Annotated in this window: 19 protein-coding genes and 1 pseudogene; 13 read left to right on the forward strand and 7 right to left on the reverse strand. The window is 62.4% G+C overall.

The annotated features are described in order from the left end of the window. Nucleotides 1-38: 38 nt before the first annotated feature. The 6 genes from cyoA to EFD56_RS09265 all read left to right on the forward strand — a co-directional run bounded on the left by cyoA (nucleotide 39) and on the right by EFD56_RS09265 (nucleotide 6,366). Entirely contained in the window at nucleotides 39-1,241 is a 1,203-nt protein-coding gene (gene cyoA, locus EFD56_RS09240) for a ubiquinol oxidase subunit II (RefSeq protein WP_126905119.1), read from the forward strand. A 42-nt stretch (nucleotides 1,242-1,283) separates the two neighbouring features. Continuing rightward, entirely contained in the window at nucleotides 1,284-3,287 is a 2,004-nt protein-coding gene (gene cyoB / locus EFD56_RS09245; protein WP_126905120.1) for a cytochrome o ubiquinol oxidase subunit I, read from the forward strand. Further along, entirely contained in the window at nucleotides 3,287-3,913 is a 627-nt protein-coding gene (gene cyoC / locus EFD56_RS09250; protein ID WP_425376304.1) for a cytochrome o ubiquinol oxidase subunit III, read from the forward strand. The genes cyoB and cyoC overlap by 1 nt, the downstream gene beginning before the upstream one ends. Continuing rightward, the gene (gene cyoD / locus EFD56_RS09255; protein WP_126905122.1) at nucleotides 3,910-4,311 is read left to right on the forward strand and encodes a cytochrome o ubiquinol oxidase subunit IV; all 402 of its coding nucleotides are present in this window, start codon (nucleotides 3,910-3,912) and stop codon (nucleotides 4,309-4,311) included. Before cyoC ends, cyoD begins: the two co-directional genes overlap by 4 nt. Nucleotides 4,312-4,357: 46 nt before the next feature. Further along, nucleotides 4,358-5,116 (forward strand): SURF1 family protein, encoded by a 759-nt coding sequence (locus EFD56_RS09260; protein WP_126905123.1) that lies wholly within the window; start codon nucleotides 4,358-4,360, stop codon nucleotides 5,114-5,116. A 101-nt stretch (nucleotides 5,117-5,217) separates the two neighbouring features. Then, nucleotides 5,218-6,366: an acyltransferase family protein gene (locus tag EFD56_RS09265; protein WP_126905124.1), complete on the forward strand. Its 1,149-nt coding sequence runs from the start codon at nucleotides 5,218-5,220 to the stop codon at nucleotides 6,364-6,366. A 193-nt stretch (nucleotides 6,367-6,559) separates the two neighbouring features. Here EFD56_RS09265 and EFD56_RS09270 read toward each other — a convergent pair whose 3' ends face one another. The 3 genes from EFD56_RS09270 to EFD56_RS09280 all read right to left on the reverse strand — a co-directional run bounded on the left by EFD56_RS09270 (nucleotide 6,560) and on the right by EFD56_RS09280 (nucleotide 10,876). Continuing rightward, the gene (locus EFD56_RS09270; protein WP_126905125.1) at nucleotides 6,560-8,494 is read right to left on the reverse strand and encodes a hybrid sensor histidine kinase/response regulator; all 1,935 of its coding nucleotides are present in this window, start codon (nucleotides 8,492-8,494) and stop codon (nucleotides 6,560-6,562) included. Between the two features lie 69 nt (nucleotides 8,495-8,563). Then, on the reverse strand, nucleotides 8,564-9,970 hold the full coding sequence (locus tag EFD56_RS09275) for an FAD/NAD(P)-binding protein (RefSeq protein ID WP_064829213.1): 1,407 nt from the start codon (nucleotides 9,968-9,970) through the stop codon (nucleotides 8,564-8,566). Between the two features lie 288 nt (nucleotides 9,971-10,258). Then, nucleotides 10,259-10,876: a flavodoxin family protein gene (locus EFD56_RS09280; RefSeq protein WP_064836807.1), complete on the reverse strand. Its 618-nt coding sequence runs from the start codon at nucleotides 10,874-10,876 to the stop codon at nucleotides 10,259-10,261. A 275-nt stretch (nucleotides 10,877-11,151) separates the two neighbouring features. On the opposite strand from EFD56_RS09280, the gene EFD56_RS09285 reads away from it, so the two are divergent. From EFD56_RS09285 to EFD56_RS09315, 5 genes are all read left to right on the forward strand, one after another. Continuing rightward, entirely contained in the window at nucleotides 11,152-12,960 is a 1,809-nt protein-coding gene (locus EFD56_RS09285; protein WP_126905184.1) for an ABC transporter ATP-binding protein, read from the forward strand. Nucleotides 12,961-13,158: 198 nt separating this feature from the next. Continuing rightward, nucleotides 13,159-15,057 carry an ABC transporter ATP-binding protein gene (locus EFD56_RS09290; protein ID WP_004672567.1) on the forward strand — a complete coding sequence of 633 codons (1,899 nt, stop codon included), beginning with the start codon at nucleotides 13,159-13,161 and terminating at the stop codon, nucleotides 15,055-15,057. 381 nt (nucleotides 15,058-15,438) lie between these two features. After that, a complete protein-coding gene (locus tag EFD56_RS09305; protein ID WP_004678454.1) occupies nucleotides 15,439-15,753 on the forward strand; it encodes a hypothetical protein in 315 nt (104 codons plus the stop codon). 296 nt (nucleotides 15,754-16,049) lie between these two features. Continuing rightward, complete coding sequence (locus EFD56_RS09310) at nucleotides 16,050-17,090, forward strand: LacI family DNA-binding transcriptional regulator (RefSeq protein ID WP_126905126.1); 1,041 nt, start codon at nucleotides 16,050-16,052, stop codon at nucleotides 17,088-17,090. Between the two features lie 85 nt (nucleotides 17,091-17,175). Beyond that, a complete protein-coding gene (locus EFD56_RS09315) occupies nucleotides 17,176-18,207 on the forward strand; it encodes a LacI family DNA-binding transcriptional regulator (protein WP_085743963.1) in 1,032 nt (343 codons plus the stop codon). Nucleotides 18,208-18,239: 32 nt separating this feature from the next. Here the strand turns inward: EFD56_RS09315 and EFD56_RS09320 are convergent, their stop codons facing one another. Together EFD56_RS09320 and EFD56_RS09325 are read right to left on the reverse strand one after the other, a co-directional pair. Beyond that, nucleotides 18,240-19,532 carry an MFS transporter gene (locus EFD56_RS09320; RefSeq protein WP_085743962.1) on the reverse strand — a complete coding sequence of 431 codons (1,293 nt, stop codon included), beginning with the start codon at nucleotides 19,530-19,532 and terminating at the stop codon, nucleotides 18,240-18,242. 138 nt (nucleotides 19,533-19,670) lie between these two features. Beyond that, entirely contained in the window at nucleotides 19,671-20,870 is a 1,200-nt protein-coding gene (locus EFD56_RS09325; protein ID WP_004673019.1) for a multidrug effflux MFS transporter, read from the reverse strand. 281 nt (nucleotides 20,871-21,151) lie between these two features. Here EFD56_RS09325 and EFD56_RS09330 point away from each other — a divergent pair, with 281 nt between their 5' ends. Next, nucleotides 21,152-21,892, forward strand: a complete 741-nt coding sequence (locus EFD56_RS09330) for a TetR/AcrR family transcriptional regulator (protein ID WP_085743961.1) — start codon at nucleotides 21,152-21,154, stop codon at nucleotides 21,890-21,892. On the opposite strand, the gene EFD56_RS09335 is transcribed toward EFD56_RS09330, so the two are convergent. Beyond that, a complete protein-coding gene (locus EFD56_RS09335; protein ID WP_004673023.1) occupies nucleotides 21,893-22,333 on the reverse strand; it encodes a response regulator in 441 nt (146 codons plus the stop codon). It abuts the gene before it with no gap. Nucleotides 22,334-22,658: 325 nt separating this feature from the next. On the opposite strand from EFD56_RS09335, the gene EFD56_RS09340 reads away from it, so the two are divergent. Then, the gene (locus EFD56_RS09340; RefSeq protein ID WP_406549493.1) at nucleotides 22,659-23,135 is read left to right on the forward strand and encodes a L,D-transpeptidase family protein; all 477 of its coding nucleotides are present in this window, start codon (nucleotides 22,659-22,661) and stop codon (nucleotides 23,133-23,135) included. An 8-nt stretch (nucleotides 23,136-23,143) separates the two neighbouring features. Here the strand turns inward: EFD56_RS09340 and msrA are convergent. Beyond that, nucleotides 23,144-23,843, reverse strand: a pseudogene (gene msrA, locus EFD56_RS09345) (peptide-methionine (S)-S-oxide reductase MsrA). Nucleotides 23,844-23,887 lie beyond the last annotated feature (44 nt).

The following is a 23,887-nucleotide window of genomic DNA, read 5'->3' on the forward strand; positions in this document are numbered from 1 at the left end:
TAGTCGCGGACCAAACGAAACAACAAGAGCTTAGAGACGTGCCAAAACTCATGAAGTTTTCCCGCCTTCTATCCGTCTTGCCGCTGCTTTTCCTGGCAGGATGCAACATGGTGGTCATGGCGCCCTCCGGCGACATCGCCGCGCAACAGCGCGATCTGATCGTCATCTCGACGGTGCTGATGCTTCTGATCATCGTTCCGGTGATCTTCCTGACGCTGCTCTTCGCCTGGCGCTACCGCCGCTCCAACACGGCCGCGACTTACGCGCCGGAATGGCATCATTCGACCCGCCTCGAAATCGTCATCTGGGCGGCACCCCTGGCGATCATCATTGCGCTCGGCGCCGTCACCTGGATTTCCACGCACAAGCTCGATCCCTACCGCCCGCTCGACCGCCTCGATGCGGAGCGCGCCATTCCGGCCGATACCAAGCCGCTGACCGTCGAGGTCGTGGCGCTCGACTGGAAATGGCTGTTCTTCTATCCTGAACTCGGCGTCGCCACCGTCAACGAGCTCGCCGCTCCGGTGGACATGCCGATCAATTTCAAGATCACCGCCTCCTCGGTGATGAACTCCTTCTACATCCCGGCGCTCGCCGGCCAGATCTACGCCATGCCGGGCATGGAGACGAAGCTGCACGCCGTCATCAACAAAGAAGGCGAGTATGAGGGCTTCTCGGCCAATTACAGCGGCGCCGGCTTCTCGCACATGCGCTTCAAGTTCCATGGCCTCACCCGCGAGGGCTTCGACGCTTGGGTGGCCAAGGTCAAGCAGCAGGGCACGATGCTCAACCGCGACGCCTATCTGAAGCTCGAGAAGCCGAGCGAGAAGGAGCCGGTGCGTTATTATGCCGGCGCCGACGCCGATCTTTACACCGCCATCCTCAACATGTGCGCCACGCCGGGCAAGATGTGCATGAACGAGATGATGCACATCGACATGATGGGCGGCGGCGGCAAGGAAAGTGCTGAGAACCGCGAGAAGCTGCAATACGACAACCGCCATGCCGACGAAGGCGTCGTGGCGCCCGCCGCCACCGTGCCGGCAACGGGTGCACCGGCACGCAGCGAGCCGGCCAGAAGCACCGATGGCAACAGCATGCAGCACGACATGCCCGGCATGCAGGGCATGCCCGGCATGGACAGCACGTCCGGTACGGACATGCGGCATGACGGCCATTCGATGCCCGGCATGAGCAACGGCGCCGATCCGGCGCCGGCGCAGCTCAACAACAACAATTAACCTGGCGCTTTGCGTCGCAAGACATAATGAACGGGTTGTTCCATGTTTTCCAATCCTGACCTCCTGAAGTTCGTCTTCGGCCGGTTGACCCTCGATGCCATCCCCTATCACGAGCCGATCCTGGTCGTGACCTTCATCGGCGTCGTCATCGGCGGTCTCGCCGTGCTCGGCGCCATCACCTATTTCAAGTTCTGGGGCCCGCTCTGGAACGACTGGGTCTGCAGCGTCGATCACAAGAAGATCGGCATCATGTACGTGATCCTGGCGGTCATCATGCTGTTGCGCGGCTTCTCCGACGCGATCCTGATGCGCATCCAGCAGGCGATCGCCTTCAACGGGTCCGAAGGTTACCTGCCGCCGCACCATTACGACCAGGTGTTCACCGCCCACGGCGTCATCATGATCTTCTTCGTGGCCATGCCCTTCGTCACCGGCCTGATGAACTTCGTGGTGCCGCTGCAGATCGGCGCGCGCGACGTCTCCTTCCCCTTCCTCAACAATTTCTCCTTCTGGATGACCACCGCCGGCGCCATCATCATCATGCTGTCGCTGTTCATCGGCGAATTCGCCCAGACCGGCTGGCTCGCCTATCCGCCGCTATCGGGCGCCGCCTATAGTCCGGGCGTCGGCGTCGACTATTATATCTGGGGCCTGCAGGTGGCCGGTGTCGGCACGACGCTGTCCGGCATCAACCTGATCGCCACCATCGTCAAGATGCGCGCGCCGGGCATGACCTTCATGAAGATGCCGGTTTTCACCTGGACGGCGCTCTGCACCAACGTGCTGATCGTCGCCTCCTTCCCGATCCTGACCGCAACGCTCGTGCTGTTGTCGCTCGACCGCTATGCCGGAACGAACTTCTTCACCAACGACCTCGGCGGCAATCCGATGATGTACATCAACCTCATCTGGATCTGGGGCCATCCGGAGGTCTACATCCTGGTGCTGCCGGCCTTCGGCATCTTCTCGGAAGTCGTCGCCACCTTCTCGGGAAAGCGCCTGTTCGGCTACGCCTCGATGGTCTACGCCACCTGCGTGATCATGATCCTGTCCTACATCGTCTGGCTGCACCACTTCTTCACCATGGGCTCGGGTGCCTCCGTCAACTCCTTCTTCGGCATCACCACGATGATCATCTCGATCCCGACAGGGGCGAAGATCTTCAATTGGCTCTTCACCATGTATCGCGGCCGTATCCGCTATGAGGTGCCGATGCTGTGGACGGTCGGCTTCATGGTCACCTTCGTCATCGGCGGCATGACCGGCGTTATGCTTGCCGTGCCGCCGGCCGACTTCGTGCTGCACAATTCGCTGTTCCTCATCGCCCACTTCCACAACGTCATCATCGGCGGCGTGCTGTTCGGCATGTTCGCCGGCGTGAACTACTGGTTCCCGAAGGCCTTCGGCTTCAAGCTCGATCCCTTCTGGGGCAAGTTGAGCTTCTGGTTCTGGCAGATCGGCTTCTGGTTCGCCTTCATGCCGCTCTATGTGCTCGGCCTGATGGGCGTCACCCGCCGCATGAGCCAGTTCGAGGATCCGTCGCTGCAGATCTGGTTCATCATCGCCGCCTTCGGCGTCGGCCTGATCGCGTTGGGGATCGCTGCCTTCCTGATCCAGATCGTCGTCAGCTTCATGAAGCGCGAGGAACTGCGCGACGACACGGGCGATCCGTGGGACGGCCGCACGCTGGAATGGTCGACCGCCTCGCCGCCGCCGGACTACAACTTCGCCTTCACGCCGGTCGTCCACGACCATGACAGCTGGTACGACATGAAGAGGCGCGGCTACGAGCGTCCGCTCGGCGGCTTCAAGCCGATCCACATGCCGAAGAATACCGGCACCGGCGCGATCCTGTCGGCCATCAGCGTCGCACTCGCCTTCGGTCTGATCTGGTACATGTGGTGGCTGGTCGTCGTCTCCTTCGTCGCCCTGATCGTCGTGGCGATCGGCCATACGTTCAACTACAAACGCGACTTCTATATCGCCGCCGAAGACGTCATCGAAACGGAAGGCAAGCGCACCACGCTGCTTGCCGAACAGGTGTAATGACCATGAGCGATCACACTGTCGACACGGCCGCAAAGCCTGAATTCTACCTGACGGAAGACCATCATCCGGAGAACAGCACCAATCTCGGTTTCTGGCTCTACCTGATGAGCGACTGCCTGATCTTCGCGGTGCTGTTTGCGACCCACGGCGTGCTCGGCCGCAACTATGCCGCCGGGCCGTCGCCGGCCGATCTCTTCGATCTGCCGATCGTGGCGCTGAACACCTCGATGCTGCTCCTCTCCTCGATCACCTACGGCTTCGCCATGCTGCAGATGGAGCGGAACGCCAAAGCGGAAACGCTGTTCTGGCTCGCCGTCACCGGCCTGTTCGGCGCCGCCTTCATCAGTCTCGAACTCTACGAGTTCATCCACCTGATCCACGAAGGCGCCGGGCCGACGCGCAGCGCCTTCCTCTCCTCCTTCTTCACGCTGGTCGGAACGCACGGGCTTCACGTCACCTTCGGCATCATCTGGCTGATCACGCTGATGGTCCAGGTGTCGATGCACGGGCTGATCGAGGCCAATCGCCGCCGGCTGATGTGCCTGTCGATGTTCTGGCACTTCCTCGACGTCGTCTGGATCGGCGTCTTTTCCTTCGTCTATCTGCTCGGAGTTGTCGGATGAGTTCGCAAGCACCCGCCCATGAGGATGCCCACGAGGCCCATCACGGCCACAGCCACGGCCATCAGGCCGGCCACGGCACCTTCCGCAGCTATATGACGGGCTTCGCGCTCTCCGTCATCCTGACCGCCATTCCCTTCTGGCTGGTCATGGCAGGCGTCTTCGAAAGCCCGGCGGTGACGGCGGTGCTGGTCATGGCCATCGCGGCGATCCAGATCGTCGTCCACATGGTCTTCTTCCTGCACATGAACCCCCGCAGCGAGGGCGGCTGGACGATGATGGCGCTGATCTTCACCCTCATCATCGTCGCCATCGCGCTCTCCGGCTCCCTCTGGGTCATGCATCATCTCAACACCAACATGATGCCGATGAGCCCCGAGATGATGAAGAACATGCCGTGACGGTATCGAAAGGGCGGCGGCACCGCCGCCCGAAGCGATTCTTGCCATGAGCGAGGTTCCCTCCGAAAACGCGGACAAACGGCATTCGCCAGTAAAACGCGCCGCCTTTGCCGTCTGCCTGGCGCTGCTTGCGGCGGCGCTTGCAGCCCTCGGCACCTGGCAGGTGCAGCGGCTCGCCTGGAAGCGCGATCTCGTCGCCCGTGTCGACGAACGCTTCCATGCCGCAGCCGTGCCGGCCCCGGCGCGGGCCGATTGGCAGAAGGTCAATGCCGGCGATGACGAATATCGCCGGGTGAGCGCGGCCGGGAGGCTCGCCAACGACAAGGAGACGCTGGTCTATGCCTCGACGGCGCTCGGCCCGGGCTACTGGGTCATGACGCCGCTGATGCTTGCCGACGGCACTGCCATCCTCATCAACCGCGGCTACGTGCCGACCGACAGGCGCGACCCGGCGACGCGCCGCCAAGGCCAGCTGCCGGGACCGGTCGAAATCACCGGGCTGATGCGGATGACCGAGCCGAAGGGATCGCTGCTGCAATCCAACGACGTCGGGGCCGACCGCTGGTATTCGCGCGATGTCGCGGCGATCGCGCAAAAGCGCGGCCTCGGTGCGGTCGCGCCCTATTTCATCGATGCCGATGCGACCGCCAATCCGGGCGGTCTACCCGTCGGCGGCCTGACGATCATCCAATTCCCCAACAACCATCTCGTCTATGCGATCACCTGGTACGGGCTGGCGGCGATGGCGCTGGCACTGCTGGTGTTCATCCTTCGCGGCGAGATCGGAAGAGATCGCCGCGGGTAAACGCGTTCCGGTGCGCCGCCGTGGCTTCAACGCGGCGGATTAATGTCTTGTAAAGCGATGTCGGCTACTGCTTGCCTGACCAGAATAGATAAAAGCTGCAGATGAGCCGGCCGGATTACATCCCCAGTCTCGATGGCCTGCGCGGCCTCGCCGCGCTTCTGGTCGTTCAAGCGCATATCGGCCTCATCTTTCCTGGTACCGCCCAGCATCTGATGACGATGGGCAGCGAAGCCGTCGGCTTGTTCTTTGCCCTCAGCGGCTTTCTGATGGCCCATCTCTACGGTTCGCGGCCGGTGACCCGGGAAAACGTCCTGGATTTCCTGGTGAGCCGCTTTGCCCGCATCTATCCGGTCTATCTTGTGGCCGTCCTGGTCGTGGCGCTCCTGTCCAGCATGCAGGATCTGGATTTCGTTCAGCCGATCACCGGCGGCACGGACTTTGTGCGCCATGTCCTGCTTCTGGGCTCGAGCGGCGTTTTCTGGTCAATTCCCCCTGAAATTCAATTCTATCTGCTCTTTCCGATCCTGTGGCTTTGCCTAGCCCGTCCGAACCGATATGGCGGCCTGATCGCCGGCTTCGCAGCGGTCGTCGTCGTCGATGGCCTGCTTGACTTGCCGGGGCCGGGAATTCTGCTCGTTTCCAAGCTCCCTTACTTTCTTTTCGGCGCCCTTGCCGGCGCGCTGCATGCCTTCAGCGATAGATGGAAGCCATCGGCCCTCACGGGAATTTTGACGCTGCTCCTGCTGGCAGTATTCTTCGTGTACCGGCATGTCCTGCCGAATTTCTCCCCAGAATTCTGGGGTTTGCAGAGCGCCGCCGCCGCAGCTGTCATTGTCGCGCTCGTTGCGCGACAGCCGCCCATCGCAGCACATGTCCTGGCAGCTGCACCGGTGAGGTTCTTCGGCACGATCAGCTTCTCGCTCTATCTTTTCCACGTCCCGATCATGTTCCTCGTCCACCGGACTCTCGAATCTCTGGTGCCTGAACCGGCGTTGATCGCGGCAGCGCTTGCCGTTACGGCGGCGGGAGCATGGTTTTTGCATGAAACGATCGAAGTCCCGAGCCGACGCGTGCTCGTCACCTTGTGGCAGCAGCATCGGTGGCGTCTGGTCTCGCGTCAAACACCGGCCGAGGGCATCGAACAGGCGATCCTTGACCTGCAGGAGACCGAAAAGCGTCTTCTCAACGGCACAGCTTCAGCCGCGACACCGGAACTGCTGAATGGCGGCGACGAGAAGCTTCGCGCCTAGAGCATGATGCCGAAAAGTGTGAGCGGTTTTCGGACGACATCATGCTCTAACTCTTTAATTTAGAACAGGATTTGGATTTTAGGCCGACCGGGCCTAAAATCAAAATCCTGTTCTAGCGCGGAGGTTTGTCCACGTTCGGCGGACCAGTTGGAATGTATCCGACTATTGAGCGGCGCCAGTCACTCTCCGCCTTTCACGCACCTTGAGAAACGATCCGGCTGATGGCATCGGCGAGCTGCGCTTGCGAGAAAGGTTTGCCGAGGCGGGGCAAATTGGCGCCTGCCCCGTCGGGCAGATCGGCATAGCCTGTGGCGAGAATGATCGGCATCTTGGGCCATTCGCTGCGGATCGCCTCGGCGAGCTGCGCGCCGGTCATGCGCGGCATGGCGTGATCGCAGATCACCAGATCGACCGGCTCCTTGCGCAAGATGTCGAGCGCCTCGGGACCGGCCATCGCCTCGAAAACCGTGTGGCCGAGGTCCTCCAGCATCAGCGTCGTGTTCATCAGAACCAGACCGTCGTCATCGACGGCGACGATCCGCAGCCGGCGCTGTGCATCGTCATCCCGTTGCGGCAGCTCGGCCACGGCCTCTGTCCTCTTCTCGATTGTTACGACCGGGAACCACAATTCGGCCGTCGTACCTTCGCCGGGGGTGCTCTTCAGGATGAGGCGGCCGCCGGACTGGGTGGCGAGACCCTGCACCATGGAAAGGCCGAGACCCGTGCCCTTGCCGACACCCTTGGTGGTGAAGAACGGCGTGACCGCCTGCTCCAGCGTTTTCGCATCCATGCCCTCGCCTTCATCGACCACCGCGATCCTGACATATCGGCCGGCCGACAGCGGCCCCTTGCCGGCGGCGATCGATTCTTCGGACGCGCGCAGCGTGATGCGGCCGCCGGCCGGCATGGCGTCACGGGCGTTGACGACGAGGTTGAGGATCGCCATCTCCAGCTGGTTCGGATCGGTGAGAATGGTCGGCAGCCGGACAGGATAATAAGTCTCGATCGTCGTAAGGGGGCCGAGCGAACGGCTGAGAATATCCATCATGCCGCGCACCAGGCCGGAGACGTCGATCGGCTCCATATGCAGTTCCTGGCGGCGGGAAAAGGCCAGCATGCGCTGGGTCAAGGCCGCTCCCCGCTGAGCGCCCTGCATGGCATTGTCGACCAGCGATGTCAGCGACAGATCCTGCGGCATGCGCTTCTTCAGGATCTCCAGGCTGCCGAGCACGGCCATCAGGAGATTGTTGAAATCATGGGCGATACCGCCGGTCAGCTGACCGATCGCCTCCATCTTCTGCGATTGGAAAAGCTCTTCGCGCGCCTGTTCCAGCGCCCGCTGCGTCTCCATCTTCTCGGTGATATCGCGGGTGATCTTGGCGAAACCGAGCACGTCGCCGTCATCGCCCCGGATGACGTCGACGACGATGCTGGCCCAGAAGCGGGTGCCGTCCTTGCGCACACGCCAGCCTTCCCGCTCGAAGCGGCCTTCGGCGCGGGCGACGCTGAGCGCGGTCTCCGGCAGGCCGGCGGCGCGGTCCTCCGGTGTGTAGAAAGTCGAGAAGTGCCGGCCGATGATCTCCTCCGGCCGATAGCCCTTGATCCGCTCGGCGCCGAAATTCCAGCTGCTGACATTGCCTTCGGGATCGAGCATGTAGATCGCGTAGTCGGAGACGCCCTGGACAAGCCGACGGAACTGTTCCTCGCTCTGCCGGATCGCGTTTTCCGCTGCCTTGCGTTCGGTGAGATCGCGGGTGATCTTGGCAAAGCCGATGAGCTCGCCGGAGGGGCGGCGGATCGGATCGATGACGACATGCGCCCAGAAGCGGCTGCCGTCCTTGCGCTGGCGCCAGCCCTCCCCCTCGAAGCGTCCCTGCTCGAGCGCCGTGGCAAGCGCGCGCTCGGGAATTCCGGCCGCGCGATCCTCGTCGATATAAAAGCGGGAAAAATGCTCACCTAGAATTTCCGAAGGCTTGTAGCCTTTGAAGCGCTGAGCGCCGGTATTCCAGCTGGTGACGATGCCTTCGGGGCTCAGCATGTAGATCGCGTAGTCGGTGATGGCATCGACCAGAAGACGAAAGCGCCCCTCTTCTTGAAGAGACGTATCATGTCGATCCAGCACTTCCATTTGCCCCTCTCGGTCACCAGCGCTTTTAACGCGGCGACGCGCAGATGGTTCCGAAAAGATCACACTTTTTCAGACGGCCTTGACCTGCGGATAGAAGCGCTCGCCGATGCGTTCGCTCGCCGCATAGGCTTGTGAGACGATCTCGGGCACGAGATCGATATCGGGCAGGCTGCCGAGGCCGAGCGGGCCGACGGCAAAGAGCCCGGCAACCGTCGAACCGTCCTCCAGGACGGGCTCGCCGCACGCCGTGACCGCCAGTCCGAGCGAGAGCTCGTCCGGCATGGCAAGGCCGGCGGAAAACAGGCTTTGCATCAGCGGCGCGGAGAGATCCGGCGCCTGGCAGCGGCAATCGATGATGCGCTCGGCGTGTATCACCTCCTCGGCACTGGAACCGGCGGGCGTGAAAAACAGGCCGCTCAGGCCCCGGCGGCCGGCCCGGCCGCGGCGGAGCACGGTGCGGCCTTCGGCAAGCTCGCGCTGCAGGCGCAGGTGCATGGCTTCCGGCAGGCGGTTGCGATGGCTGTCGTAGATCGCTCGCAAATGCCGGTTGAACTGATGTTTGTCGCGGGCCGGCAGCGAGCGCCAAAGTGAACGGGCATGTTTCCTCAGCCCGTTCATCACCGATTGCCAGCTTCGCCCCTCTTCTTCCGCCTCGCGGCAGGCCTGGCGGATGAAGCGCACGATGTCGGGCAGGGTCTCGGGCAGCGCTTCGGCCGGAAATACCGGATCGGCGGAGTTCGGCGTGTGGCTCTGCGGCAGAAAACCGTGCCGGGAAATGATCGTCACCTGGCCGGCATAGCCGGAATCCCGCAGCTGCAGCAATTGGTCGACGACGCGGATGCCGCTGCCGAGCAGCACCGCATGCGGCCGCGCGACGAGGCGCTGGGCGCGGACCGGCGAAGCATCCGGCTGCTCGGCACGCGGATCGCTGAGGCCATAACCGGTGGCGAGGATCACCGTGTCGAACAGCGGATTGGCCGGATTGGCGCTTTCAAGCAGGAAGCGGTTGCCGTGGCTCCGGCGGATCGTCACGACGGGATCGTTGCAGACCTGAACGGTGATGTCCCGGCGCGCCGCCAGCGCTTCAGAAAAGCGCTGGTAGACATAATCGCTGAAGATTTCCTTCGGCACGAAGATCTGCCGGAAGCCCGGAATGGCCGCGGGCACGGCGGCGCGGAAGGCGGCGTTGCTACAGAGCCAGTCGTTGAAATCGTCGCTGTCGCCGACCGAGACCGAGAGATCGCGAACGCGGGTATTGAGGATCGTCGACGTGCGGGCAGAGGCAAGCGCCTGGCCGCCGCTGACCGACGAATTCGGATCGAACAGTTGCAGGTGGAAGGGAGCGCGCACCGTCTTCATGAGCGCAATGGCCGTCATCATGCCGGAGAAGCCGCGCCCGACGATCGCGACGCGCGGCACGGCCGATATCTGCGCCGCCGCACTCGCCCTTCCGGAAAAAAGTCCCTGAACCGTCATCGCAACTCCTTTGCGGCTTCATCAGCACCGTGGGGTCGATCGAGGTTTCAACGCATGAACACCGGGTCACGCGTTGATGAGGGTCATGCGGCCATTGACGTCAGTTGCCGCAGCATCGGGTCCGATCGGGCGAACCCGGAACGAGGGGAACAATCACCTTCGCCGATAGTCTATCAAACTGGTCGTGTATGAAAGCGCCAAATGGCGTGTCTGGCAAGGGTTTTGTTGTCGCTTGTCGCAAGCTATTGAATATGCAGAAAAATATGAGGACTCAAGGACAATGCGATTTCAGCTTCCCTCGCCTGGATATTGCTTCGCCTTCAGAAGACCCGCCAGATGCGCCGTATTGCGCGCCAGCATGTCGACGGCTTTCGTGACGACTTTCGGCACCTTGCCGAGATCGACGAAATTGGTGGAGCCCATCGCCTCTCCAACCCAATAGGCGACGGCATTGGCCGGAATGGTGAAGCCGACATCGTTCAGCGCTTGGTAAAGTTCGGCCGACACGTGATGGGCACCGTCCTCGTTGCCGACGACGGCAACGGCCGCGACCCTGCCATAGGAGACCATGCGGCCCTGATCGTCCGTTTCCTCAAGGAATGCATCCATGCGCTCCAGCGCCCGCTTGCAGAGGCTGGACGGCTGACCGAGCCAGATCGGCGTCGCCAGCAGCAGGATATCGGCGTTCAATAGCTTGGCGCGAATATCGGGCCAGTCGTCGCCGGCGCCCTCGTCCGACGTGACGCCCGGCTTGATGTTGAAATCGGCAAGGCGGAGCACTTCGGTTACAACATCATATTCGGACAACGCCTTGTCGATGAGACCGATCATCCGGTCGGTCGACGAGGGGTCCTTGGCGTCGCTGGTCTTCAGCGTGGCGTTGAGAGCAAGGGCTTTCAGCGGCATCGTATCTCTCCGGTAACGGTTGCCCGACGGGTCTGCCCGCTGCAACCCACCCGCGCGCCGATTGTTCCCGCGGCTGAGGCGAGGCGGCCTCACGCAAAAATAACCAGTTGGTGAATTCTTTACTTGAACCGCCAATTGGAATCGGCAAAACTGACGGTGCTATCAATCCTTTCATGGATTTGCCGTCTTTTCGGGCCAGCGTCCGAGCACACATCTATTGGAAAAATACCGTGAGCAGCGATGCGTTAACACGCGCGACGAAGCCTTCGGCTTCGATGGCGCTTGCAACTGCGGCAGGCTGGGGCCGAGGCCTCTTTACACTGGTGCGCATCACCGTGATGGCCTTCCGCCACCCCTGGCAGGCGGGTTTTGCGATCGGCGCCACGCTCGTCGCCTCGACCTTCCAGCTGATGATCCCCCGCCTTCTCGGCCAGGCCGTCGACCACACGCAGATGGCGATGGGCGGCGGTACGGCGGGCCAGGCGGCACAGGACGCGCTCTTGACCACGGCGCTGCTGCTGCTCGGCGCCAGCGTGCTGCGCGGCCTCTTCACCATGGTGCAGAACTATTTCAGCGAATCCGTCGGCCACCATATGGGCTACGAACTGCGCCTGGCCTGCTACGAAAAAATCCAGCGTCTGTCCTTCAGCTTTCACGATACGGTGCATTCTGGCGATCTGATCACCGTCGGCATGCTCGATCTCGAGGGCGTGCGCATGTATTTTTCCACCGCGCTGGTCCGCATGATCCTGCTCACGATCCTGATCGGCATCGGCGCCTACATGCTGCTGTCGACCGATGTCGTGCTCGGCCTTCTCGCGCTCTCTTTCGTGCCTTTCGTTGGTTGGCGCTCCTCGGTGACGCAGCTGAGATTGCGCGCCACCTGGCTCGACCTGCAGGAGCGGCTGTCGGTGCTGACCCGGATCATGGAGGAGAATCTCGGCGGCATCCGCGTCGTGCGCGCCTTTGCCGCCCAGGAGCATGAACTGTCGAAATTCGAGGCGGCCTCGAAGAACGCGCTGGCGCTGGCGCATCAGCGGGTCGGCATCCGCGTCGTCAATACCAGCGCCATGACCTTCTCCTTCTTCGCGGCGATGGGCCTCGTGCTCTGGATCGGCGGCGGCAAGGTCATGTCCGGCGAGATCACCGTCGGCACGCTCGCCTCGTTCCTGACCTTCATGACCATCCTGCAGATGCCGGTGCGCCAGCTCGGCCTGATGGTCAATGCCTTTGCCCGCGCCTCCACCTGCGGCTCGCGGCTCTTCAACCTGCTCGACCTCGACATCGCGATCAAGGATGCGCCGGATGCCAAAGAATTGGCGGTATCGGAGGGCGTGCTGCGCTTCGAGAATGTCAGCTTCGCCTATCCCGGCTCGGAAAAGCGCGCCGTGCTCCACGATGTCTCCTTCGAAGCCCGGCGCGGCCAGACGATCGGCATCGTCGGCCCGCCCGGCAGCGGCAAGTCGACGATCGCCCATCTGATCCCGCGCTTCTACGACGTCAGCGGCGGCAAGATCACCATCGATGACCAAGATATTCGCAAGGCGACGCTGCAATCGCTGCGCCGCGCCGTTGCCGTCGTGCAGCAGGATTCCTTCCTGTTCACGACAACGATCGAAAACAACATCGCCTATGGCGACCCCTGGGCAAAGGAAAGCCGCATCGAACGCGCCAGCGAAAGCGCCCAGCTGCACAATTACGTGCTCGGCCTGCCCACCGGCTACGGCACCGTCGTCGGCGAGCGCGGCGTATCGCTGTCCGGCGGTCAGCGGCAGCGTCTTTCGATTGCCCGCGCGCTGATGCTGAAGCCGGCGGTGATGGTGTTCGACGATTCGACGGCGGCGATCGATGCCGCCACCGAACAGCGCATCCGGAGCGCCATGCGCCGCTATGCCGCCGACCGGGTGACGATCATCGTCGCCCACCGCCTGAGCTCGCTGATGCATGCCGACCAGATCCTGTTCGTCGAAGACGGAAGGATCGTGGAGCGCGGTACGCATCAGGCGCTTTTGGCGCTCGGCGGACGGTACAAGGCGCTCTACGAGCTGCAGGTACGGCCGGGCGACGAGGTGTTGAGCGCGTAGTTGCCCTCTTCTCCCCGCTGGAGAGAAGTGCCGAGCAAAGCGAGGCGATGAGGGGCGAGGCGCGGTAGCGAAGGGCAAACGAGGGCGTGCCGTGTGGCCCCCTCATCCGCCCGTCGGGCACCTTCTCCCGGTTGGGGAGAAGCGGACAAAGAATTCACGCGCGGACCACCTCAAGTGATGGCCGCAGGAGGAACGACGATGGCCGAGGAACTGGAAACCGAGCGTCCCGACGTTCGCGAGGACGGCCGCCGCCCGCCGCGGGCAGTGGTCGGTTCACATCGCATCGAGGAGGAAATGTTCGGCAAGGCCTTCGACGGCAACATCGTCAAGCGCATCTGGGCATTCGTTCACCCCTACCGCACCCAAGTCCTCTGGGCGGTCGTCGCCGTCCTGACCTTCACGACGATGCAATTGCTGATCCCGCTGATCATCCGTTACGCCATCGACCACGGCATGTCGCCGGGCGGCAATCCTTCGGCGCTGATCTCGGCGATCGCCGCCTTCGCCATCGCCATCCTTATCAATTATGCGGCAAGTTATGCCCAGGAGACGCTGGTCGGCAACGTCGCCGAAGAGGTGCTCTTCGACATCCGCAAGGCGATGTTTTCGCATCTCCAGCGCGTCTCGCTCTCCTTCATGGACAAGACCGAAGTGGGGCGGCTGATGTCGCGCCTGCAAGGCGACGTCAATTCGATGCAGGAATTCCTCGAAACCTCAGTTCTCTCGGTCGGCGATATCGTGCTGCTCTTCGGCATCGTTTTCGTGATGCTCTACCTCGATTTCAAGCTGGGCCTGCTGACGCTTGCGGTGCTGCCGGTGCTGTTCGTGGTCCGGCTGTTCTGGCTGCCGCTCGCCCGCAAATCCTTCATGGCTGCGCATGAGACCAATTCGGTGGCGAACGGTGCACTCGCCGAAGCGATCCACGGCGTGCGCGCCGTCCAGAGCATGGACAGGCAGGGCGTCAACTTCACGCTCTACGACGACAAGGCGCATGCCAATCTCAGGACGCATCTGACGGCGGCGCGTTATGCCCAGGTGATGGTGCCGATCGTCGACAGCCTGACCGGTGTGGCGATGGCGCTGGTCATCGTCGTCGGCGGCGCCCGCGTTCTCAACCAGGCGCTCGATGTCGGCGTGCTTGTCGCTTTTCTATTCTACATCCAGCGTTTCTTCGACCCGATCCGGTCGCTGACGCTGCAATATTCGGTGATGCAGCGCGCCATGGCGTCCGGCCAGCGGCTGACCGAGGTGCTCGACGTGCCCGTCGACATCAAGGACGCGCCCGACGCCAAGACCCTGTCGCGCGACATGGACGGTTCGGTGGAATTCAAGGATGTCGTCTTCGGCTACAATCCGAAACATCCGGTGCTGAAACATGTGAGCTTCAAGGTCAATCCCGGTGAGACGGTGGCGCTGGTCGGGCCGACGGGCTCGGGAAAATCGAGCTGCATGTCGCTGATCCACCGCTTCTACGACGTGCAGCAGGGCCAGGTGCTGGTCGGCGGCCACGATGTGCGTGCGCTGACGCAGGATTCGCTCGGCGCGCAGATCGCCATGGTGCTGCAGGAGCCCTTCCTGTTCACCGGCACCGTCTTCGAAAACATCCGCTACCACAAGCTGGAGGCGACGCGCGAACAGGTGATCGAGGCCGCCAAGGCCGTCGGCGCCCATGATTTCATCATGCGCCTGCCTGACGGCTACGACAGCATTCTCGGCGAGCGCGGCGGCAATCTTTCGCTCGGCCAGCGCCAGCTCCTAAGCTTCGCCCGAGCGCTGGTGGCGGATGCCAAGATCCTGGTGCTCGACGAGGCGACCGCCAATATCGACAGCTATACCGAAATGCTGATCCAGAAGGCGCTGGTCAAGCTGCTAGAGAATCGCACCGGCTTGGTCATCGCCCATCGCCTGGCAACGATCCGCGAGGCCGACCGCATCATCGTGCTGCAGAACGGCGAGATCATCGAAAGCGGCGACCATCGGCAGCTGATGAAAAACGGCAAGCTCTACTCCAGGCTCTATAACCTCAACTACGCCTCGTTCGACGATATTCCCGAAGATGTGCTGGAGGAGACGACGGCGACGCAATCGGCGACCTAGAGCCTTTCCTGGTTAGATTGAAGCATTCTGTTGGCTCAAACGGAGTTGGATGGTCGACCGGCCGGCGCGCGTCGTAGCCCGGCTCTACGGCCAAGCCGGCCGGTCGATCAGCCGGCCCGTTTCAGCCAACCCGAAGGGCCGGGCATGTTTCCGCCAGGATCAGAGGCGATCGGCTCGGCCGTACCTGGGGTATGCCCGTCGCCAATCGCCTCTGCCCTGACGAAAACCTGCTCCGGCAGAATGCTGCAATCTAACCAGGAAAGGCTCTAAGACTAAAGGCGGATGACATGCATTAACTCATGTTGCAAAGATTGATCGAACCAACGCCTTGCTGCCGCATTTCCCTTTTAATCGGGGGCCGGTACCACTGAGGAGAATATTATGAAGAGAATTATCAGCAGCCTGTTGATCGCGACGGCCCTTGTTGGATCGGCTATTCAGCCCGCTGCCGCGCGTGACCATCACCACCACAACAATACCGGCCGCATTATCGCCGGCGGTGTAGCCGCAGGCGTCGTCGGCGGCCTGATCGGCGGCGCACTCGTCAACGGCGGCGGCCCTCGCTACGTCGATGAAGGCCCTCGTTATGTCGAGAGCCCCCGCTATGTCGAACCGAGATGCTGGTATGAGGACCGCGACGTCCGCAATCGTTATGACGGCGGCTACCACGCCGAAACCGTGCGGGTCTGCGAGTAGATCTGAAGCTTTGAAGTGGTGCTGAATTCGTCAGCGCCGCTCGACCCTCAGCCGAGGCTGCGTTCCGCAGCCTCGGCTTTTTTAGTTCATATCAACGGCATACCAGGAGAGCCGCCGCTCATCCGGCTGCCGGCACCAACCGGGGTCGAGACCAGCGGCTCGACCCGGTTGCGTTAGGGTGAGGGGCAGCCTTTGGCGCGAATCGGCGGTCATCCTGACGACAATACCTTCGCAAAAAAATCCCCCGCCCGCCGCCTGTCATCTGCTTGTCAGAGACGAGCAATAGCTGAGAGCCGATGAATGATGGTCCCGTGAACGACGGCAAAGCGCCGAAAAAAGAACGCATGCGCTTCGTCAGCGCCGAGCAGGTAGCGCAACTGGCGGGCGTTTCGCGCTCGGCCGTCTCGCGCAGCTTCACGCCGGGCGCAAGCGTTGCGCCTGCCACGCGCGAAAAGGTGCTGCGGGCAGCTGACGAACTCGGCTACCACGTCAATGATCTCGCCCGCGGCGTGCTTGCCAATCAGAGCCGCCTCGTCGGCATCGTCGCCACCCGCCCCGAAGTGGGTTTTCGCGCGCATCTCGCCGCAGCTCTTGCCAAATCGCTGATCCGCCGCGGCAGCATTCCGATCCTCATCAACACCGGTCAGACGGAAGACGAGCTGCTCGCCGCTCAGAAAATACTGATCGGTCATCGCGCCGAGGCGATCATCATCCTGTCCGGCTCGCCGCCGGCGAGTTTCCTAGAGCTGGCACAGCGAAACGGCCAGCCGCTCGTCGTGATCGGCCGCTCGGAGCCCGACGCCGACCATGTCCGCGTCGGCAACTCCGAAGCCTCGCGCAAGGCGGCGACGGCCTTTTACGATAGCGGCAGACGGGCGCTGGCGGTCGCCGGTTCGAACACTAGAACGCCCAGCATCCTCGAGCGCGAAAGCGCCTTCCTTGCAACGGCTGAATCGCTCGGCGCATCCGTCACCGTCGCCCGCGGCGGCGATTCCGATTATGACGGCGGCGTCGCTGCCGGGCGGGCGCTCTTCTCCGGTACGATCAAGCCCGACGCCGTCTTCTGCGCCAACGACCAGATCGCCTTCGGGCTGATGGATGTCGTGCGTCAGGAGGCACGGCTGCGCATCCCCGAGGATGTCGCCGTCACCGGTTTCGACGACGTGCCGGAATCCGCCTGGCTGAGCTATCAGCTGACCACCTTCCGCCAGGATCCGCTGACCATGGCGCAGCGCGCCGTCGCGCTGATGGAGCGGCGGCTTGAAAATCCGGACGCGCCTGCCGGCTACGAACGCGTCATCCCCGAACTCGTCATTCGCCAAAGCTTCAGACCGTAACCTCTCCCCCATGGCTTTTCGCAGAGGTCATCCTGTGGCAAGAAGGGCCAGGACTCGGCGCCGCAGGGGAGGAAGATCGGCTGACATGAAGGGAATCCGCCAGCTCGCCGAGCATCTCGACATTTCGATTGGGACCGTGTCCCGTGCGCTGAATGGCAAGCCCGACGTCAACGAGGAAACGCGTCGGCGGGTGCTCGCCGCCGCCGAAGAACTTGGCTACGTCGCCAACCAGTCGGGCCGCAGCCTGCGCCAGGGCATGACCAATGTCATCGGGCTGATGCTGGAAGTAAGCCGCGAGACGGTCGAAAACAGCGACGACTTTTTCCTCGGCGTCACCGACGGGCTGCAGAGCGTCTTTTCCCGCCACAAGCTCGATCTGGTCATGCTGCCCTGCCCTGACGACGAGGACCCGCATGAGTATCTGAAGCGCATGGTGGCGCGACGCCTCGTCGATGCGCTGATCATCTCGGCGACACGGCGCACCGACCGGCGCATCGAGCTTCTGGAAAAGGCCCGCATCCCCTTCGTGGCGCTCGGCCGCAGCGCGTCCGGCGGCAGCTATACCTGGATGGACCTCGATTTCGAAGGCGTGGCGGCGCGCGGCGTCGAGCGGCTGGTCGCCAAGGGTCATCGGCGGATTGCGGTGGCCGCCCCCTCCTCCGACATCAATCTCGGCTACATCTTCCTCGACAGCTACCGCCAGGCGCTGCAGCGCCACGGCCTTGCCTTCGATCCGGCGCTGGTCATCCGCGTCAAGTCGAGCGAACAGGGCGGCTATCAGGCCGGCCACGAACTGCTGATGATCGACGACCGGCCGACGGCGATCATCCTGATCCACGAGCTGATGGCGATCGGGCTTTACCGCAGGCTGGCCGAGGCCGGCATCGTGCCCGGCCGCGATCTCGCCGTCGTCGGCTTCCGCGAAGAGCCGCGCACCCATTTCCTGCAGCCGTCGCTGACCTCCTTCCGTATGTCGCTGCGGGATCTCGGCGCCCAGCTCGGCGAAACCCTGCTCGCCACCATGCCGGCCTATGCCGATCATTATCCGCAGGGCGCCCGCAACAGGATCTGGCCGATGGAGCTCGTTCCGGGCGAAAGCGACGCTTTCACCCTGTAGAGCCTTTCCTGGTTAGATTGAAGCACACGGCTTCAGACCCGGCTCGGTGCCGCCGCAGCTTCGCGGCTCGACAGCTGTCGCGTCACGAAGAAAACCAAGAGGGCGCCGGCGGCAAGGCAGGCGGCGAGGAAGAACATCGGCGCGATCGTGCTGCCGCTTTCATCCTTGATCCAAGGCACAACGTTCTGGGCGACGAAGCCGCCGAGATTCCCGACCGAATTGATGGCGGCAAGCCCGGCCGCCGCACCCGCCCCTTTCAGGAACCGCGAGGGCAGGCTCCAGAACACCGGCTGGGGGGCGAAGATACCGGCGGCGGCGACGCAGAGGAAGGCGAATTGCAGCGTGTGGTTCGGGATCAGCGCCGACAGCAGCAGGCAGGCGGCGCCGATGAACGCCGGAACGACGATATAGGGCGTCTTCGATTGCGCCTTGTCGGCCATGGCGGGAACCGCATAGAGCGCGACGGCGACCAACAGCCAGGGAATGACGTTGAGGAAGCCGTTCACCGTGTTGCTGACGCCGAAAGCCTTGACGATGGTCGGCAGCCAGTAACTCAGCCCATAGGCGGACAGCGGAAAGGCGATATAGCAGAGCGCCATCAAGAGAACGCGCGGATCGACGAGCGCCTTGAAGCCGTTTCCGGCATTTTCGTCCATGCCGGCATTTTCCGAAACGAGCCTTCGTTCGAGCCAGCTCTTTTCCTCGCTGCTGAGGAAGCTCGCGTTTTCGGGCCGGCCGGGAAGATAGAAAAAGGTGACGACGCCGGCGATGACGGCGGGAATACCGGTCGCCAGGAACACCCACTCCCAGCCGGCAAAGCCGTACAGGCCGTCGAGATCGAGCAGCGCGCCGCCGAGCGGTGCGCCGACGGCATTGGCGATGGCGCTGAAGATCATGAAAAGCCCGACCATCCGGCCGCGATAGGCCGAAGGAAACCACAGCGTCAGCAGATAGAGGACGCCGGGAAAGAAGCCGGCTTCGCACACACCGAGCAGGAAACGCAGGATATAGAACATAGCCGCGTTCTGGGTGAAGGCGAGCGCGATGGTGACGAGCCCCCAGGAGACCAGGATGCGGGCGAACCAGACACGGGCGCCGAGCCTGTCGAGGAAGAGGTTGCTCGGCACCTCGAAGAGAAAATAGCCGATGAAGAAGAGCGAGGCGCCAAGACCATAGGCATATTCGCTCAACCCGAGCGCATCGACCATCTGCAGCTTGGCGAAGCTGACATTCTGCCGGTCGATATAGGCGATGAGATAAAGGATGCCGAGAAACGGCATCAGCTTCCAGGTGATTTTCGCGACCAGCCGCTTCTCATCAACCATGCATATTCTCCGCAATGACAATGTCGTTAGACGCCTAGATAGCGCTATCGACCAATATTCAATTGTGCGAGGTATTTTCTCCGGTGCTGCAACCCTGATTGGTGGCCGCAACCGACAACCGGCTACGGCCTGTCCGGATCATTCGGCGGCGGCGACCGCGGCGCGGCGGCCGATCGTGGCCTGCGTCAGCACGAAGGCCAGGAAGGCGCAGACGGCGATGCCGGCAGCCATCGGAACGGCGGTGCCGTCGAAGAACAGGCTCGAGATCACCATGGCGACGGCGGCGATGACGAAATGCAGCGTGCCCATCAGCGACGAGGCGGTGCCGGCGATTGCGCCGTGATCCTCAAGCGCCAGCACCGCGCTCGTCGGGATGACGAGCCCGAGGAAGCCGTAACCGATGAACAGCAAGCTCGCCATGACAGGCAGCTGATTGAAGCCTGCGGCCATCACCACCGCCATGACGACCATCGCCAGCGCGAAGGCGCTGACGGCAATGCGCATGACGCGCACCAGGCCGAAACGCTCGCCGAGCCAGCCCGTTGCTTGCGACACCGCGAAGAAGGACACGGCATTGATCGAGAAGGCGAAGCTGTATTGCGTCGGCGTCAGCCCGTAGTGCTGGATCAGCACGAAGGGCGAGTTGGCGAGATAGACGAGGAAGCTCGAAATGCCGAGGCCGCCGATGAAAGTCAGCGTCAGGAAATTGCGGTCGGACAGCAGCAGCCGGTAGGCAGCCATGGCGCTCCCGAGACCGCTGCCATGGCGCTCGGCGGCCGGGCGGGTCTCGTCAAGCTGGGTGGCAAGCAGGATGAGGCCGATGAAGGCTGCCGTTGTCACGGCCCAGAACACGCCGCGCCAGCCGTAGAATTCGATGACGGCGCTGCCGGTCAACGGCGCCAGGATCGGCGAGATCGAGAAGACCAGCATCAGCAGCGACATAAGCCGCGCCGCCTGAACGCCGGTATGCATGTCGCGGACGATGGCGCGCGGAATGACCATGCCGGCCGCACCGCCGATGCCCTGGACGAAACGGAAGGCGATCAGCGTTTCGATATCGGTCGAAAGCGCGCAGCCGATCGAGGCGACAGCAAAGAGGCCGATACCGAGATAGAGCGGCAGCTTGCGACCCCACATGTCCGAGATCGGACCATAGACGAGCTGGGAGAGCGCAAAGGAGATGAAGAAGGCGAGAAGGGTCAGCTGGGTGACGTTATTGTCGGCATGCAGATCCTGGCCGATCGAAGGCAGCGCCGGCAGATACATGTCGATGGCAAAGGGACCGATGGCCGATAAAAGGCCGAGAATGAGGGCAATGCGGAAGAAGGAAGCCGTCATAATGATGATCTTTCATAAAAGCGCGAACGAAGACGCCGGATCGTCGCTTCGCCGCAGTGCTCCTAGAACAGGATGATTTTGGGCCCACCGGCCTAAAATCTGAATTCTGTTCTACATTAAGGAGTTAGAGCATGATGTCGCCCGAAAACCGCTCACACTTTTCGGCATGCTCTGGGTTCAATGATGATTGTTCGCGCGAAGACGAAGTTAAGAGCTCATATCTTCAGCGGCAGAACCAGGAGTGTCAATAAATTTGGACACATCTGTAAAATTAGACGCCATTGTCTAAAACGTCAAGACGTCTTATCTTCGCTCTCATGAACGATCGCATGATACCGGCAGCCCGGATGACGGGGCATAGCCAGCGCGGGCAATGTGCCAAGCGCATATCAATCCTCGATGCCGCCGCCGACGTTTTCTGCCGCCAGGGCTTTGCCGCCGCCAGCATCGACGAGATCGCCGCCGTCGCCTGTGTCTCCCGCCAGACGATCTACAATCACTACCGCGAGAAGGAAACGCTGTTCGTCGCCGTCGTCGAGGATGTCATGAACCGCGCCAACGCCATGCTCTTTTCCGTGTTGTCGGCCTTCCCTGATAATGCCGACAATCTGGAGGACGACCTGACGGTCTTCGTCATCCGCCTCAACAAGAACTGCATCTGCAACCATGACGGAAAATTCCTGCGCAAGCTGGTGCAGACGGAGGGTGAGCGCTATCCGCATCTCTTCGAAAGCTGGCGCCAGCACGGGCCCGGCAAGCTGACGACCGCGCTTTCCGCGCTTCTCGCACGGCTGGCGCAAAAAGGAGCGCTCATCATCGACGATTTCGACGTCGCCGCCCGGCAGTTCGTCGCGCTCGGCAATGCCGACCTGCAGATGATGACCCTTTTCGGGGGAACGCCGAGCGACGCGGAACTGGAAAAGGCGGCCCGCAATGCCGTTCGTACCTTTCTCAGAGCCTATGGCCGACCGGCGGCGGATAAGGCCGGCACTCAGCCGCAACTGGCAGCCCTATCCGGCTGATCAGGCGAAAACCGTCATCTGCGCCGGCACGACCGCGAACATGCCGACGCGGCGCGCGGCAAGATATTTGACCAGCTGTTCGACAACCGAGGGCATGACCGGCTTCTGAACGACGCCGACCGCGCCCTTGACGCCGTCGGCGACGGTCTCTGGATTGCCGGTCATGAAGACGACGGCGATGCCATGCTCTTGCGCCAGCCGCCTGCCGAGATCGGGCCCGGTCGGGCCATCGGCGAGATTGACGTCGACGAAGGCGATATCGGCCGACGGTGCCAGCCGCAGCGCCTGTTCGCGATCATTCGCCAGGCCGACGACCTGCATGCCCATGCCTTCCACCGTCGCGCCGAGATCGAGGGCGATGAGGAATTCATCCTCGACGATCAATACGCGCTGTTTGATGAGATCATCTCGCTGCCAGCGCCGCACGACATTGGTGGCCATGATACGTCCCCTTGTTACGCACATACTTCGAAAGAAGGATCCGCTTCTGCAGCTGTGCCTGCCGAAACTCATTGTCGTAACGGCGAACTTGACAATATGTTCCGCGGTGGAACGCGATTTTTGTGATTTAAGAGATTGTTAACGTTGATGAATTCTTAACAGGACACCAGCGAAGGCAAAAACCATCGCCGATCTTGAGGGTGCATCTCTGGTTGCGGACACGATAACGCGATATGATTATTCATTGGCTTGAGGATCGGCTTTGAGAACCAAGATTATCGTGCTCGCCGTCGCGACCAGCAGCCTTTTTGTCTACACCAAGGTGATGGCCAGGATCGGCTCGGGCTCACCGCCCCCGGTCGCGCCGATGGAACAACGCGCTGATCTCATTCGCGTCTATAAATCCGAACGCCGCATGGTTCTCCTCAGAGGCGACGCTCCCATTGCGACCTATCAAATTTCTCTGGGCGGTGCTGCCGATGCCGGCCCCAAACAACGCGAAGGCGACGAGAAGACGCCGGAAGGCCTTTATGAAATAGACTGGCGCAATCCGAAATCGATGGCGCATCTGAGCCTGCACATCTCCTATCCCAACCCGAAAGAGCAGCGCGCGGCTGAAGCAAACGGCTTTCCGCCCGGCGGCAGCATCATGATCCACGGGCTGCCCAATGGCTGGGGCCTGCTCGGGCAAGCCCACCGCCTGTGGGACTGGACGGATGGCTGTATCGCTGTCACCAATACGGAAATGAGCGAGATCTGGGCCCGCGTCCCAGATCATACTCCGATCGACATCATGCCCTGACCGGCCAATCAGCCCTTGGTCTTGCCGACGAGGACCGGCTGGCTGCGATAGCTGGCGGGAAACAGCGACTTCAGGCTTTCGATTTTCGGCAGGTCGTTATAGACGATATAGGGATAGGTCGGGTTGAGCGTCAGGAAGTCCTGATGATAGGCTTCGGCAGGATAGAAGCCGTCGGCATCGGACACTTTGGTGACGATCGGCCGCGGAAAGGCATGCGCCTTGTCGAGCTGGTCAATATAGCGCTCGGCGACCTTGCGCTGCTGCGGAGACGAACAGCACCGAACGATATTGCGTGCCCCGGTCCGGTCCCTGGTAATTCAGCTGCGTCGGATTGTGCGCCACCGAGAAGAAGATCTGCAACAACCTGCCGTAGCTGACCTGTTTCGGATCGAACTTCACCTCGACGGCTTCGGCGTGACCTGTCGAGCCGGTGCTGACGGTTTCGTACTGCGCCGTCTTGGCCGTGCCGCCGGCATAACCGGAGACGGCGCTTTCGACGCCCTTCACATGCTGGAACACGCCCTGGACGCCCCAGAAGCAGCCGCCGGCGAAAATGGCGGTCTCAGTGCCGGAGCCGGCAGCCTCGTCGATCTCAGGCGGCGGGATGACGACCGCCTCTTCGGCAGCGACAGTTACATCCGCACCGAGCAAGACAGCCGCGACGGCAAGGAACGCGGCGAGGCGCCGGCGGTTGGAAGACATGGACATCGGGCTACCTCCAGAGGGTCGGCCAAATCCTTGCTCACCCTTGC

Source organism: Rhizobium phaseoli (genome assembly GCF_003985125.1).
Lineage (GTDB): Bacteria > Pseudomonadota > Alphaproteobacteria > Rhizobiales > Rhizobiaceae > Rhizobium > Rhizobium phaseoli.